Source organism: Marinibaculum pumilum (genome assembly GCF_042646425.1).
Taxonomy (GTDB): domain Bacteria; phylum Pseudomonadota; class Alphaproteobacteria; order Ferrovibrionales; family Ferrovibrionaceae; genus Marinibaculum; species Marinibaculum pumilum.
On record NZ_JBHRTR010000017.1, the window covers coordinates 23335 to 37710 of the forward strand.

The following is a 14376-nucleotide window of genomic DNA, read 5'->3' on the forward strand; positions in this document are numbered from 1 at the left end:
GTTTGGCCGGACGGTATCGCAGAGCCGGCGCCAGGAAAAGCAGCGACAGGGCAGGCCGCCCATGGATCGCAGCGGCCGGCGATCGCAGGATCCAGCAACGGCGATACAGCGATGAGCAGACCCCCACGAAGATCCGCGGACAGCGTCGACCTCGCCCGGGCCGTGCGCCGGCTGACCGATGTGGAACTGACCGACGGCGATGCCGTGCGGGACGCGGTGAATGCCCTGGTCGCCCGGCATGTCACCGGCAACATGCCGCCGGCCGCCCTGGCGGTGGCGCCGGAGGCGTTCGACCACCTGCTTGCCGCGCTGCCCGCGCAGCCCGGGCAGCCGGACCCGGTCCTGCGCACCGTGACCCTGACCGGCGGCGCGCTGGCGGTCGACCTGGAGGCCGCGCTGGGCAGCCTGGAGAAGGGCGCGGACGAGGTGCAGCTGGACCTGGAGGCGGAGGCCTTCCTGCCGGATGAACGCGACCAGGACCCGGCCTTCACCCTGCTGCGCGACCTGAAGCTCGCCTGCGGCCCGCATGTGCCGCTGAAGGTGATGCTGCGCGACCGGGCATTCGCCGACGATCGCGCCCTGGCGGAAGCGGTGGAGATCGCCCTGAGCGGCGGCGCCGACATGATCGGCCTGGACCTGGCCGCGCTGGGCATCCGGGGGGCGGACGCGGCACTGGACGCGACCCTGCGGCTGACCGGCCTGCTGCGGGATGCCGACCGCCCGGTCGGGATCAAGCTGCGCGGCGGCACGGATATCCTGGCCGGCCTGGCGGAGGCTGACACCGTGCTGCGCCTGGCGCGCCGCTTCCAGGACCGGGAGGCGGTCGGCCCGGACCGGCTGCGGCTGTGCGGGGCGGCGCTGGACGATGCCGTCCTGACCTGCCTGCGCGCGGCAGGAGACGGCCCGCACTGAGCGGCGGCGCGGTTGACCGCTGCGGCGGTTTGGCCTTTGTTTCCTGGCCGGGTCCGCCGCCGCGGCGGCCCCCACGACCACAAGAAGACCATCACCAGGGCAGGATCCAGCCAACGTGAGCAGCACTTTCGACCCGCGCCTGTTCCGCCAGGCCCTCGGCCGCTTTCCCACCGGCGTCACCATCGTCACGGCGACCGCCGGCCCGGACCCGGCGCAGTGGGTGGGGGTGACGGCGAACAGCTTCAACTCCGTCTCGCTGGAGCCGCCGATGGTGCTGTGGAGCCTGGGGCGCAACGCCCGCAGCTTCGAGACTTTCGTGGAGGCGAGCCACTTCGCGGTGCATATCCTGGCGGAGAACCAGCAGGGCCTGTCGAACCGATTCGCCCGTACGGTCGACGACAAGTTCGACGGCCTGACCTGTGCCACCGGTGCGGGCGGGGTGCCGCTGCTGGACGATTGCGTCGCCTGCCTGGAATGCCGCACCGCCCATGTCTATGAGGGCGGCGACCACCTGATCTTCGTCGGCGAGGTGCTGAAGTACAGCCACAGCGACCGGGTGCCGCTGGTCTTCCACGAGGGCCGCTATGCGGCGCTGGAGGAACATCCGGAACTGGCCTGGTCGGGCCGCAGCGGTCGCAATGCCGCCGATCGCCCCTTTGCGCAGGACCATCTGCATGCCCTGGTGACGCAGGCCAGCCAGCGCCTGGCCGGCGCCTTCCACCGCGCGGTGCGCGAGGCCGGGCTGGAAGTGATGGAGTGGCGCATCCTGGCGGCCCTGGCCGGCGGCAGCGGCCTGTCGCTGGAGGCGCTGGCGGACGAAACGGTGATGAAGCGCAGCGATGTCGCGGACCTGGTGGACCGGATGGTCGGCCGGGGCATCCTGCAGCGTACCCCCGACGGGCCGGACCAGGTCCATCGGGTCGCCATAGCGCCCGCCGGCCAGGCACAGCTCGACGACCTGTCCGCCCGTGCGCAGGCTCAGGAGGAGGCGCTGCTGCAGGACTGCGCGCCGGCCGAGCGGCAGGCGCTGCTGTCCGCGCTGCGGCGGCTGGCCGGGCGCGAGGCGGGATCGTCCGCCTGACAGACGACACGCGCCTCGCCCGTCCGGGCAATGCGCATCGCAGCGAACATTGAAGCGATCCGTGCGGCGGAAATGACCCGCGCGGGGATATACCGGGAGAACGGCCGATGAGCGGCGAGACGAACAGACAGTGGCGGCTGGCCCGCCGGCCGGTGGGCGATATCGGCGAAGGCGATCTGGAGTTCGCGCAGAGCCCGGCGCCGCAGGCGGGGCCCGGGCAGGTGCGGGTGCGCACCCTGATCCTGTCGATGGACCCGACGAACCGGATCTGGATGTCGGACGCGAAACAGTACATGCCGCCGGTGAAGGTGGGCGACGTGATGCGCGGCGTCACCCTGGGGGTCGTGGACCAGAGCAATGCCGACGGCTATGCGCCGGGCGACCTGGTGAGCGGCATGTGGGGCTGGCAGGACTATGCCACCGTCGACGTCGCGAAGATGCCGCTGGCGAAGCTCCCGGCCGACCGCACCCTGCCCCTGCCCGGCTATGTCGCGCTGGTCGGCGGTGTGGGCATGACCGCCTATTTCGGCCTGCTGGACATCGGCCGGCCGCAGCCGGGGGAGACCCTGGTCGTGTCCGCGGCCGCCGGCGCGGTCGGCTCGCTGGTCGGCCAGATCGGCAAGATCAAGGGCTGCCGGGTGATCGGCATTGCCGGCTCGGCGGAGAAATGCCGCTGGATCACCGAGGAGCTGGGCTTCGACGGTGCCATCAACTATCGCGACGAGGATGTCGGCGCAGCGCTGGACCGGCTGGCGCCCGACGGGATCGACATCGACTTCGAGAATGTCGGCGGCCCGATCATGGGCGAGATCTTCGCCCGCCTGCGGCTGAACGCGCGGATCGCGCTCTGCGGCCTGATCTCGCAGTACAACGCGGAAGGCCCGGTGCAGGGCCCGGCGAATTTCGAGCAGGTGCTGATGCAGCGCGCCACCATCAAGGGCTTCATCATCCTGGACTATGCCGCCCGCTTCCCCGAGGCGATGCACGACCTGATCGCCTGGCACGCCGCCGGCAAGATCAAGTACCAGACCGACATCGTCCAGGGCCTGGAGAATGCCGCAGCGACGGTGAAGAAGCTGTTCGAGGGCGGCAACACCGGCAAGCTGATGGTGCAGGTCGCCGACCTGCCGGATTAACATGGGTTATGTTTCACGGAGAAAATACTCGTGAAACATTATTTTTGAACCACAAGAACAAGCGCAGCGGACCGGCTGGCTTTTAGATAGTTTTTGGAACAATCCCCTCCCCCTCTTGTTGGCAGGACATCGTCCAAGCCAATCAACACAGAGAGGGGAGAGGATGATGAGGACCCGCACCACCGTTATGGCCATGCTTGCCGCGACGGCGCTGACCGTGCCCGGCCTGGCTGCCGCGCAGCAGAACGACACCACGCAGGGTCGCGACATGTCCGGCATGTCGGAGATCTCCTGCAGCGAAGCCACGTCCTGGATGAAGCGCGCGGTCGCGCAGAGCGAGGGGCTGACGGCCGCGGAGCGCCGGCAGGCGCGCCAGAGCCTGAAGGCCGCCCGCGACACCGACAGCCGCCGCGAATGCATGCAGCATGTCCGCGCGGCGCATGACGTCTTTGCCGAGGTCGAGGCGGCACTGATCCTGTTCGACACCGACGGCAAGGCATTCGCCCGGACCCGCGACAGCGGCCGGACCGTGACCGCGGCCGCCGGCGGCGGGCAGATCGTGGTGAAGCAGCCGGAGCCGCAGGTTTCCGTCGAGACGCCGGATCCGCAGGTGACGGTGGACCAGAAGCGCCCACAGGTGACAGTGCGCCAGCCGAAGCCGGAAGTGGTGGTCCGCCAGCAGAAGCCGACCATCAACGTCCAGCAGCCGGCGCCGATCGTCACCGTGCAGCAGGCGCAGCCCGACGTCACGGTCAACATCCCCAAGCCGGTCGTCGAGATCGAGATGCCGGAGCCGGATGTCGACGTGGCCTCCGTCGAGCCGCAGGTGCGTGTTCGCCAGCCGAAGCCGACGATCCGCTTCGTCCGTCCCGAGCCGGAGGTGGTCGTGCAGGAATCCGAGGCCCAGGTCGAGGTCGATGCGGCGCGGCCGCAGGTCAAGGTTTCCGAGGCGTCCAATGTCGGCGCCGACGTCACCGTCGACCAGGCGAAGCCCGAGGTTCGCTTCGAATCGGGTGGCGACCCGAATGTCGATGTCGAGCAGGGCGAGGCCAAGGTGCGCGTGACCGGCGCGGACGAGGCCGATGTCCAGGTGCAGCAGGAGAAGGCCGAGGTCCGGATCCAGAAGACCGCGGACAGCGACCGCAACATGCAGCGGCAGCAGCAGTCGGCCGATGCCGGCGAGCGCGACCGGCAGCAGGCCGAGATGCGCACCGAGCGCGAGCGCGTCATCCTGGTGATGCAGCAGCATCCGATGTACGGCGCGCGGGTCGACGAGATCGTGGGCGACGACGTCTACAGCGCCGAGGGCGAGGATGTCGGCGATGTCGAACGGATGGCGATCTCCGGCGACCGCATCTACGCGATCGTCGGCGTGGGCGGCATCCTGGGCCTGGGCGACCGCGAGGTGGCCCTGCCGATCAACCGGCTGGCCTTTGCCGACGACCGGGTAACCCTGCCGCGGCTGACCGAGCAGGACCTGGAATCGATGCCCGACATCGACATGGAGCGCTATCGGGAAATCCCGATGCAGCGCACCCTGCGCCAGGCCTACGAAGCCCGCTGATGTGGGAGGCCCGCTGACCGGGGCGGATCCCCACCTGCCCCGGCAGCGGGGCGCCGGTTGACCCGCCCAGCATCGACCCTCCCGGGTTGATCCGGCGCCCGGCGCACAACGGAGAGGGCCGTCGCAGCCTCCGCTGCGGCGGCCCTTTCTGCCTCTGCAGGCGGGCGGGCTATTCCGCCGCGCTTGCCCCCAGACCCTTTCCGGTCTCCCGCGCCACGAACGCCTGCGCATCCAGGTCCTCGGCCACCTTCGCGTCGGCGGCCAGCAGTTCCTCCGCATCGAAATCGGCATAGTCCAGCACGCCCATATCGGCATAGGCGTTGCGCACCTTTTCCCCCCAGAGACCGATATCCTTCACCGTCGGCACGATCCGGGTGAACAGGCGGGCGCGGAACTGCTGCATCACCTCGCTGCCGCGGAACATGTCCAGCAGGGTCTCCTGGTCCATGCCCAGATTCTCGAACACCTCCCGCTGGCTGAAGCGGTCGCGCATGTGGTAGCAGGCCTCGACCACGAACTCCTCGCGCTCCGCCCGCTCCGCCTCGGTCAGCTGCGGGTAGTAGTCGCGCAGCGCCAGGCGGCCGAAGGCCACGTGGCGTGCCTCGTCCTGCATCACATAGGCATGCACCGCCTGCACCAGCGGATCGCCGGACACGTCGCGGTTGCGCTGGAAGGCCGCCAGCGCCAGCCCCTCGATCAGGATCTGCATGGTCAGGTAGGTCATGTCCCAGCGGCTGTCCGACAGCCCCTGCTCCAGCAGGGTGCGCAGCCCGCTGGTGATCGGGTAGGCCAATCCGACCTTGTCGTGCAGCAGGCGGGAGAAGGCCTCCACATGCCGCGCCTCGTCCATTACCTGGGTGGCGGCATAGAACTTCGAATCCGCATCCGGCACCGTCATCACGATCTTCGACGTCGCGATCAGCGCCCCCTGCTCGCCATGCAGGAACTGGGAGATCGTGTGCGCCTGCAGGTGCCGGCGCAGCTCGGCGCGCTCCTTGCCGCTCATCTTCTCCCAGATCGGCGTGCCGTAGATCGGGATCTGCTGGTCGGGGAGCGCCATCGGGTTCTCCCAGTCGACCTCGTGGCTCCAGTCGAGCCGCTCCGCGGCGTCCCATTGCTGCTTCTTGCCCTTGTCGTAGAGCCCCAGCAGCGCCGCGCGTCCCTCGTCATATTCCCAGGTGAACTGGACCTCCGACCTGCCGTCGAAGGTCCAGCCGGTCTCCGCGACCGGAATGGCGTAGTGCTGCGCGGTACTCATCGCCCGTTCTCTCCCATTGCCCGACACCTGTAGCGTCCCGATCCCGCCGTCCACCTTGTCCCGGCGGTTCCCGGCCTGGTTGTGGCGCCAAGCTGACGGATTGGGCGCCGATCGTCAATTTGTATCGGGACCGGCAACCCGGCGACCGGATGGTCAGAAGCCGCGCATCTGCACGAACTCCTCCACCGGGGCGCGGTCGGTGCGCAGGGTGTTGATCGGATGGTTCTCGTCCATCCGGCCCAGCCCCATGCCGCAGAACAGCATCAGCTCCGGCGGAATATCCAGGAAGCTGCCGATCGTCTGCGGCCAGCGCGCCCAGGCCTCCTGCGGGCAGGTGTGCAGGCCATGCTCGCGGGCCAGCAGCATGATCGACTGCAGGAACATGCCCAGGTCCGCCCACTGACCCTGCTGCATCTCGCGGTCGATGGCGAAGAACAGGGCCACCGGGGCGCCGAAGAAGTCGAAGTTCTTCGCCAGCTGCATCAGGCGGGCCGGCTTGTTCTCCCGCGGGATGCCGATGGTGGCGTAGAGGTCCTCGCCGCACTTGAAGCGCCGGCTGCGATAGGGCTCCTTCAGGCCGGGCGGATAGACATGGTATTCCGGCTCCTCCCCTTGCGGGTTCGCGGCCATCTTTCGCTGGATCTCCGCCCGGAACGCCTGCAGCGGCTCTCCCGCCAGGACCCAGACCCACCAGGGCTGCAGGTTGCCGCCGGACGGCGCCTGCTTCGCGCCGTCGAGAATCGCGCGGACGGTCTCCGCCGGGACCGGGTCGGGCAGGAAGGCGCGGCAGGTGATGCGCGATTGCAGGGCGTCGCTGACCTTCATGGAAACTCCTGTCGTTCGGGCCGCCCGGCGGTTCCGGGGGCATGGGCAGGGGGAGGGGCCGGCGCGTGAAAGCGCGCCTGCGATGGCGCCAAAGCATGGCGAGGCCGCCGCTGCGGTCAATGCTGCCAGATTGTCCGTTCGGTCAAGGGCGGCGGACCGGCCCGAATCCTGTCGCCAGCCATGTTATAGTTGGCGGGACGGCAGCGGCCGTTCTTCGGAGGGTCGGGCCCAGCCTGCTGGGCCCGGGATATGGGCCAGAGATGCGTATTCTTGTGACCGGGGGCTGTGGTTTCATCGGCTCCCACCTGATCTCCCGCCTGGTGGCGGAGGGTCACGAAGCCGTGGTGGTGGACGATCTCTCCACCGGGAGCACGGACAATCTGCCGCCGCATGGCGCCCACCTGCTGCAGGGCGACATCCGCGACCGCAGCCTGATGGATCATGCGGTGGCGGGCGTGGACGGCATCGTCCACCTGGCCGCCATCGCCTCGGTCGAGCGCTGCACCCGCGACTGGCAGGACAGCCACAGCATCAATATCGGCGCCTTCGTCGGCCTGCTGGAATGCGTGGCGAAGTCCGACCATCCAAAGATCCCCGTGGTCTACGCCTCCTCCGCCGCGGTCTATGGCGATTGCGACCGCCTGCCCCTGGGCGAGACGGAGCATGTGATGCCGATCTCGGCCTATGGCGCAGACAAGCTGGCCTGCGAGCAGCATGCCCGGGTGGCCGCCCGCATTTTCGGCCTGCACACCGTCGGCCTGCGTTTTTTCAACGTCTTCGGGCCGCGCCAGGACCCCACTTCGCCCTATTCCGGCGTGATCTCGATCTTCGCCCGCCGCTGCCTGGCCGGCCAACCGATGCGGATCTTCGGCGATGGCGGCCAGAGCCGCGACTTCATCCATGTCAGCGACATCGTCGCAGCGCTCTGCGCCGCGCTGGAGAAGGCCGGCCCGGAACCGCAGGTCTTCAATGTCTGCACCGGCGGGGCGACAACGGTGCGCGAACTGGCCGAGCAGGTCGCCGCCGCCGCCGGCCAGGTGCCGCGGATCGAGACCGGTCCGGAACGGCCCGGCGATATCCGTCACTCGATCGGCGACCCCTCCCGGCTGAACCGGGTGCTGGAGGTCACAGCGCGGACCCCCCTGGACGAGGGCCTGAAGACGGTGACCGACTGGCTGGCGGCGGAATTCGCCGCCGCCGGGGCGGAGGACCAGCTGTGAGCGCCCGGCAACGCCTCGCCGCCCTGCTGTCGCTGCTCGGCCTGCTGCCGATGATCTCGCCGGCCGCCGCTCAGCAATCCGACCCGCTGCGCCCCGATCCGCTGCACTGGGCGGTCTACTATTCCGACCAGCTGCCCGCCGCCGCCTTCGCAGACTACGACCTGGTGGTCTTCGACGGCCGCCACCATCCCGACCTGCGGTCGCTGCAGGATCGCGGGGTCCGGCTGTTCGGCTATATCAATGTCGGCGAGGTCGCCAACTACGAGCCGCATTACGGCCTGGTGCAGAAGATGGGCCTTCTGGGTCTGCAGAACCCCAGCTGGCCGGACAGCCGGATGGTCGACCTGCGCGATCCCCGCTGGACGGAGATGGTGCTGAACAGGCTGATCCCGGAGGTCCTGCGCGAAGGCTTCGACGGCATCTTCCTCGATACCCTGGACAATGCCGGCTACCTGGAACGCGAGGATCCGAAAGCCTATGCCGGCATGACGGAGGCGGGCCGCCGGCTGGTGCGCGCGATCCGGCGCCACTATCCGGACCTGCCGGTGATCCTGAACCGGGGCTACGACCTGCTGCCCGACGTGGCGGATGCGGTGGACTATGTGCTCGGAGAGTCGGTGCGCACCGACTACGACTTCGAGACGAAGGAATATGGCTGGGTGCCGGAGGATCTGTACCAGGAGCAGGTCCGCATCCTCGACGGCGCGCGCAGGGCGAATCCTGCGCTGCACATCCTGACCCTGGACTACTGGTACCCGGAGCAGACCGACACCATCGCCAGGATCTACGAGATCGAGCGCGGCAACGGCTTCTCGCCCTATGTCGCCACGGTCGAGCTGGACCGGCTGGTCCCGGAACCGAAGCCGTGAGGCAGGCGATCCGACCGGCCCTGTCCTGGCTGCTGGCCCTGCTTCTGCTGCCTGCCTGGGGCCTCACCGCCCACGCACAGAGCCAGGCCCGGCCGGAAGAGCATGTGGTGAAGCGGACGATCCTGGCGCTCTACGACCGCCAGTCGGAGGAGACGATCCGCCTGTCACGGGTCGGCTCCTATGCCACCATGCCGCTGCACCAGCTGGGGCTGAAGGTCGTCTACCACAACATCCGCGACCCGCTGCCGACGCCGGAGACGATCCCCGGCCTGCGCGGGGTGGTGACCTGGTTCGGCGGCGAGGTTCCCGAGCCGCTGGCCTATCTGCGCTGGGCCACCGCGCTCCTTGAACAGGGTATTCCCTTTGCGGTGCTGGGCGATACCGGCACCACAGGCGCACCGGTGGAGCAGCAGGACCGCTTCCTGCGCCATCTGGGACTGGAGGCGACAGGCGATTTCCGGCTGCTGACCTACGACATGGCTTTGTCGCAGGGCGAGGCCGGGATGATCGGCTACGAGCGCGCGCCGATGCGGCCCTATCCCTCGTATACCGTGTTCCGGCAGGGCGATGCCGGCGCGACCCTGTACCTTGCCGCCAAGGGGGGCGAGGGCGCCGACCATCCGCTGGTCATCATCGGCGAGAATGGCGGCTTTGCCGGCGCCGGCTACGAGTATTATTTCGATCCGGAGATCGTGCGCGGCCGCTGGATCATAGACCCCTTCGCCTTCTTTTCCCGGATCTTCAGGGTCGACGGGCTGCCGCGCCCGGATGCCACGACCCTGGCAGGGCGGCGGATCTATTTCAGCCATGTGGACGGCGACGGCTGGCGCAACATCTCCCGCGTGCCCGGCTTCCGGGACCGGGAATCCGGCGCCACCTGGGCCCTGTTCAAGAAGGCATGGGAGCCCTATCCCGACCTGCCTGTGACCGTCGCACCGATCGCGGCCGAACTCGACACGAAATACTTCGCCTCGGCGGACGACCTGGAATTGGCGCGGGAGCTCTTCGCCCTGCCCCATATCGAGGCGGCCACGCATACCTACTCCCACCCGTTCGTCTGGCGCTTCTTCCGCCACTACAACGCCCAGAAGGAGCAGGAACTGGAGGTCAAGGCCGGCCGCGCGCCCAGCACCGAGGGCAATCGCTGGGACCGGATGATGGCGAGCTTCAACCTGACCCCGCAGGACCGCTACCTGATCTCCGAAGGCACGGCGGCGGACGAGCATCCGGTGATGCGTGCCTTCGCCAATGTGCCCTGGTCGCTGGAGAACGAGATTGCCGGCTCCGCCCGCCAGATCGAGGAGGTGCTGCCCGCAGGCAAGAAGGTCGCGCTGGTGCAATGGTCCGGCGATACCTCGCCCTTTCCGAAGGCGGTGCGGGAGACCCGGGCGGCGGGCATGACCAACATGAACGGCGGCGACCCGCGCTTCGACCCGGAATATCCGTCGGTCCTGTTCGTCTCGGGCCTCGCCTTCACCGGCAACGGCATCGTCCAGCCCTATGCCCAGGCCAGCAACGAGAACACCTATACCAACCTTTGGAGCGAGCGCTATTACGGCCTGCGCTACCTGGCCGCGACCCTGCGCAACACCGAGCGGCCCCGGCGGCTGAAGCCCTTCAACCTCTACTACCACAACTATTCCGGCGAATTCCCGGAGAGCCTGGAAGCCGTGGTCAGCATCCTGGACCTGGCGCGGCGGTCGGAGATCGCACCGATCGAGGCCAGCCGCTATGCCGCCATCGTCGACGGCTTCCAGAGCACCCGCATCGTCGCCATCGGCGGCCAGGACGGCGGATCCGTCTGGCGGATCGAGAACCGCGGCGCCCTGAACACGATCCGCTTCGACGATGCGGCCTTCCAGGCCGTGGACTTCGGCCGCTCTGCAGGCGTGATCGGCCAGCGGCACTACCAGGGATCGCTCTACGTGGCGCTGGATCCCGTCGCGAAGGCGCCGGTCGTCGCCCTGGCCGCGATCGACCGGACGGACATCCCGCCGGCGGCCGACCGCCCCTACCTGATCGAGGCGCGCTGGCCGCTGCGGGCGCTGCAGCCCGGCGCCGCCGGCGCGGTCACGGCAGAGGCACGCGGCTATGGCACGGGCGCCTTCACCTGGCGGGTCGAGCCCGGCCGAAGCTATGCGATCCACGTCCTGGCCGGCGAAGACGAGGTCTGGCGCGGGCGGGCGACCGCCGATGCGGCCGGCCGCCTGGCCTTCACGGTCGATGCGGACGGGCTGAGATGGCTGCGGCTTGAACTCAGCCCGGAGGCTGCCGGCACGTCCGACAGCGCCTCCTGAACCGGGGGCCGGCGTGCTGCGCATCGCGCTCCTGTCGCTGATCGTCGCCCTGGGGCTGCTGGCGGCCGGCTACATGCTGATCCCGCGCGGCGCGGAGCGGGCGCTGATCAGCCTGCGCGACCAGGATGTCGACGAGGCGGTGACCCAGTACGAGGCCCAGTACGCCGCGGGCGACCGCAGCATCGGCACCCTGTCGGCGCTGGCCCGCATCTACGAGGCGCAGGGCCGGATCGCGGCGGCTGTGCGGATCGCCGGCGAACTGAGCTTCGCCTATGCCGATCCCAACCGCGCGCTGCAGCGACAGGCCGACATCTACCGGGCCGGGCAGGAATACGGCCGCGCCATCGAGGTGCTGGAGGAGATCCCGCTGGACCAGCGCAGCGCGTCGGAGCTGCGCTGGCTGATCGGGCAGTACGGCCTGTTCGGCCGTCTCGACCCGCTGATCGAGAACCTGCAGGAGATGGTGCATCGCGGCATCGCGGGTGCGGAGGACACCGTCGAACTGGCGCGGGTGATGGCGGCTCAGCAGCGCTTCGAGGATGCGGTCGCGGTGCTGGAGGCGGCAGACGACCGCAGCGCGACCGTCCTGCCGCAGCTCGGCCAGGCGCTGCTGATCCACCTGCTGGTGGCGCGCAGGGAAACAGCGGAGGCAATGACCAGGGCGCGGGGCTGGGCGGCCAGGGAACGCGACCCGGTGCCGCTGCTGGTCTTCGTGGCCGAACAGATGCGAGCTGCCGGCCTGCCGCAGGATGCGGTGGATCTGCTGCAGCCGGTCGCAGACCAGGCGCCGGAGCATCCGAACCTGCAGGCGGCGCTGGTGGAATCCTGGATCGCCGCCGGTGCGCAGGCGGACGCGCTTGCCGCCATGCAAGGCTGGGCAGAGGCCGGCACCTTGGCGCCGGACCTGGTGCCCCGGCTGACCGACGTCGCGCTTCTGCTCGGGGACTACGCGGCAGCCAGGGCGGCGATCGCGTCCCGTCCGCCCGAATCCCTGGGCGCCCAGCTTCTGACCGCTTTCGTCGATGCTGCCAGGCAGCGCGGCGATGCGGGCGCGATCCGGGACCTGGATGCCCGGCTCTCACCCGACTATCTGGCAAAGGAACCGATCCTGGAGGCCAGCATCGCCCTTGCCCTGGGGGACCGCGCCCGGGCGCGCAACGTCGTCGACCGGGCGATCGCCAGGGTCCGCGGGGCCGGCGACCGGCAGCGCCTCGCCGCCCTGCTGCAATCGCTGGACGAGGGCGGCCGCGCGCTGGAGGTGATGCGGGCCGTGCCCTCGCTTGCCGCCATGTCGCAGAGCTACCTGACCCAGCTTGCCTCGCTGTTCCTGGCTGCCGGTCGCGCCCGCGAAGGCCTGGCGCTGTTCGAGGCGCTGCGCAGCGGCGATACCGGGTCGCGCGCCGATCCGGGATGGGCGGTGCTGGCGGCCGCCGAGGGACAGGGCGCTGCGGTTGCGCAATGGCTGGCCGGCACCGGCCAGCTGAGCCTGGACGTGCTGCGCGACCTGAACGGCGCGGCAACGGCGGCCAGGCTGCCGGAGCTCGCGCTGGAAACCGCGCGCCGCCTGGCCGCCCGCGACGACAGTACCGACACGCAGCTGCGCCTCGTCTCCGCCCTGGTCCTGGCCGGCCGCGCCGGCGAGGCAAAGGACCTGCTGGACCGGCTGCCACAGGACACAGCCGCGGCGCGCACCGCCCGCATCGAGGTCCTGACCGCATTGGGCGACAAGGCCGGGCTGCGCGCCATCTACGCGGCGGAGCTGGACCGGCCCGATGCCAGCCGGGCGGAGCGTGACCAGGCCGCCTTCGACCTGCTCTCCGTCGGCGGGGCGGCACAGGCGCTCGATTACCTGGAGATGCGCGCCGCCGAGGCGGCGGCGGCGCCGGATGGGGAGCAATGGCTGTTCGCCTTCGCCGATGCCGCCCGGGATGCCGGAGAGACCGGCCGCCTGACCCGCCTGCTGGAGGAACAGCTCCTCTCCGGGCGGCTCACCGCCACGCAGACGGAGACCCGCCTGTCCCTGCTGGCCGACCGCGCGCCGGCGGATGCGCTGCGCTTCCTGTCCCGGCATGCGGAACGCCGGGGCGGGGCCTGGGCCGCCGCCTATCAGGAGCTGCTGCGCAGCAGCGGCGACCGGTCGGCGCTTGCCGCCTTCCTGCTGGAGCAGGGGCTGGATTCCCGGACCCCGGCGGACCGGCGGCGCGAGGCGGCGTTCGGGCTTCTCGACCTCGGCGACAAGGCGGGGGCGGTGCGGATCTTCCAGACGCTCGCGGCCGGCGGCAGTGCCGATAGCGGCGATGCCCGCCAGCTCGCCTATCTGTGGGGGCCGCGGCCCGGCCCGGCGGCACTGGACTGGGTGGAAAGCCAGGCCCTGGCCGCCGGCGGCGCCGAACGGGCCGGCTGGCTGGACCTGCTGGGCAGTCTGGGCGGCGGGCCGCGGCTGATCGCGCTGGTGGATGCCGGCCGGATCACCCCGGAAGCCGCCGGGGAGGGCTATCTTGGCGCCCTGCTGCGGGCCGGGCGCCGCGACACCTTGCGGGGCGCGCTGACGGCGGCGATTGACCGGACGACGCAGCCGCAGCGCCTGCAATCGCTCGCCGGGATCGCGGAGCGTGCGCGCATGGCCGAGCTGGCGGAGAGTGCCTGGCAGCGGCTGCTGTCGGTGAAACCGGACGATCCGCAGGCGATCCGCCAGCTGGCCGGCTATGCCGCGGCGGACGGCCGCTATGCCCGGGCCCGCGACCTGCTGCTGCGCTATATCGGGCTGGCCCGGCCCGGCTATGACGACCTCTATGCCCTGGCCGAGGCAGAGCGCGCGCTGGGCATGACGGACGCGGCCGCTGAACGCTATCGCCAGGCCGCGGCGCTGATCGACGCCCAGGCGGCACCATCCTTCGATGCCCGCATCCTGCGCGCCCAGATCGCCCATCGCCTGGGCCGCTCGGGGGAGGCGATCGCCATCTTCGACCGGCTCTATGCCGAACGGCCCGGCGATCTGGGCCTGCGCGACGATTTCGCGGAAGTGCTGCTGGACCTGGGCGATGTCGACCGCGCGAGGTCGATCTTGCGATGACGGCACGGTTCACAGAGGCATGGCGCAGCCGGCCGCTGGCGCGGCCCGTCCTTTGGGCCATGGCGGCCGGGGCGGTGCTGCTGCTCCAGGTGCCCGCCCCGGCTTGTGCCCAGCAGCAGGCAAGGCCGGCCGCCGCCGCCG

The 14376-nt window shown here is 70.1% G+C and carries 10 protein-coding genes; 8 read left to right on the top strand and 2 right to left on the bottom strand.

Translation table 11 applies throughout. The annotated features are described in order from the left end of the window. Positions 1–111: 111 nt before the first annotated feature. From ACFOGJ_RS06385 to ACFOGJ_RS06400, 4 genes are all read left to right on the top strand, one after another. Positions 112–912 (top strand): hypothetical protein, encoded by an 801-nt coding sequence (locus ACFOGJ_RS06385; protein WP_379898989.1) that lies wholly within the window; start codon positions 112–114, stop codon positions 910–912. 115 nt (positions 913–1027) lie between these two features. Continuing rightward, positions 1028–1993: a flavin reductase gene (locus ACFOGJ_RS06390; protein WP_379898990.1), complete on the top strand. Its 966-nt coding sequence runs from the start codon at positions 1028–1030 to the stop codon at positions 1991–1993. A gap of 107 nt (positions 1994–2100) precedes the next feature. Then, positions 2101–3129 carry an NADP-dependent oxidoreductase gene (locus tag ACFOGJ_RS06395; RefSeq protein WP_379898991.1) on the top strand — a complete coding sequence of 343 codons (1029 nt, stop codon included), beginning with the start codon at positions 2101–2103 and terminating at the stop codon, positions 3127–3129. Between the two features lie 166 nt (positions 3130–3295). Further along, positions 3296–4693: a PRC-barrel domain-containing protein gene (locus ACFOGJ_RS06400; protein WP_379898992.1), complete on the top strand. Its 1398-nt coding sequence runs from the start codon at positions 3296–3298 to the stop codon at positions 4691–4693. A 169-nt stretch (positions 4694–4862) separates the two neighbouring features. Here ACFOGJ_RS06400 and ACFOGJ_RS06405 read toward each other — a convergent pair whose 3' ends face one another. After that, the gene (locus ACFOGJ_RS06405) at positions 4863–5951 is read right to left on the bottom strand and encodes a diiron oxygenase (RefSeq protein WP_379898993.1); all 1089 of its coding nucleotides are present in this window, start codon (positions 5949–5951) and stop codon (positions 4863–4865) included. 153 nt (positions 5952–6104) lie between these two features. Continuing rightward, entirely contained in the window at positions 6105–6776 is a 672-nt protein-coding gene (locus ACFOGJ_RS06410; RefSeq protein WP_379898994.1) for a nitroreductase, read from the bottom strand. 260 nt (positions 6777–7036) lie between these two features. On the opposite strand from ACFOGJ_RS06410, the gene ACFOGJ_RS06415 reads away from it, so the two are divergent. From ACFOGJ_RS06415 to ACFOGJ_RS06430, 4 genes are read left to right on the top strand one after another with little or no spacing between them, the layout of a single operon-like run. Next, positions 7037–7996, top strand: coding sequence for an NAD-dependent epimerase/dehydratase family protein (locus ACFOGJ_RS06415; protein ID WP_379898995.1), 960 nt, complete (start codon positions 7037–7039; stop codon positions 7994–7996). After that, the gene (locus ACFOGJ_RS06420; protein WP_379898997.1) at positions 7993–8865 is read left to right on the top strand and encodes an endo alpha-1,4 polygalactosaminidase; all 873 of its coding nucleotides are present in this window, start codon (positions 7993–7995) and stop codon (positions 8863–8865) included. Before ACFOGJ_RS06415 ends, ACFOGJ_RS06420 begins: the two co-directional genes overlap by 4 nt. Then, positions 8862–11162, top strand: coding sequence for a hypothetical protein (locus ACFOGJ_RS06425; RefSeq protein WP_379898998.1), 2301 nt, complete (start codon positions 8862–8864; stop codon positions 11160–11162). Before ACFOGJ_RS06420 ends, ACFOGJ_RS06425 begins: the two co-directional genes overlap by 4 nt. 13 nt (positions 11163–11175) lie before the next feature. Continuing rightward, entirely contained in the window at positions 11176–14235 is a 3060-nt protein-coding gene (locus ACFOGJ_RS06430) for a hypothetical protein (protein ID WP_379898999.1), read from the top strand. The last annotated feature ends 141 nt before the right edge of the window (positions 14236–14376 follow it).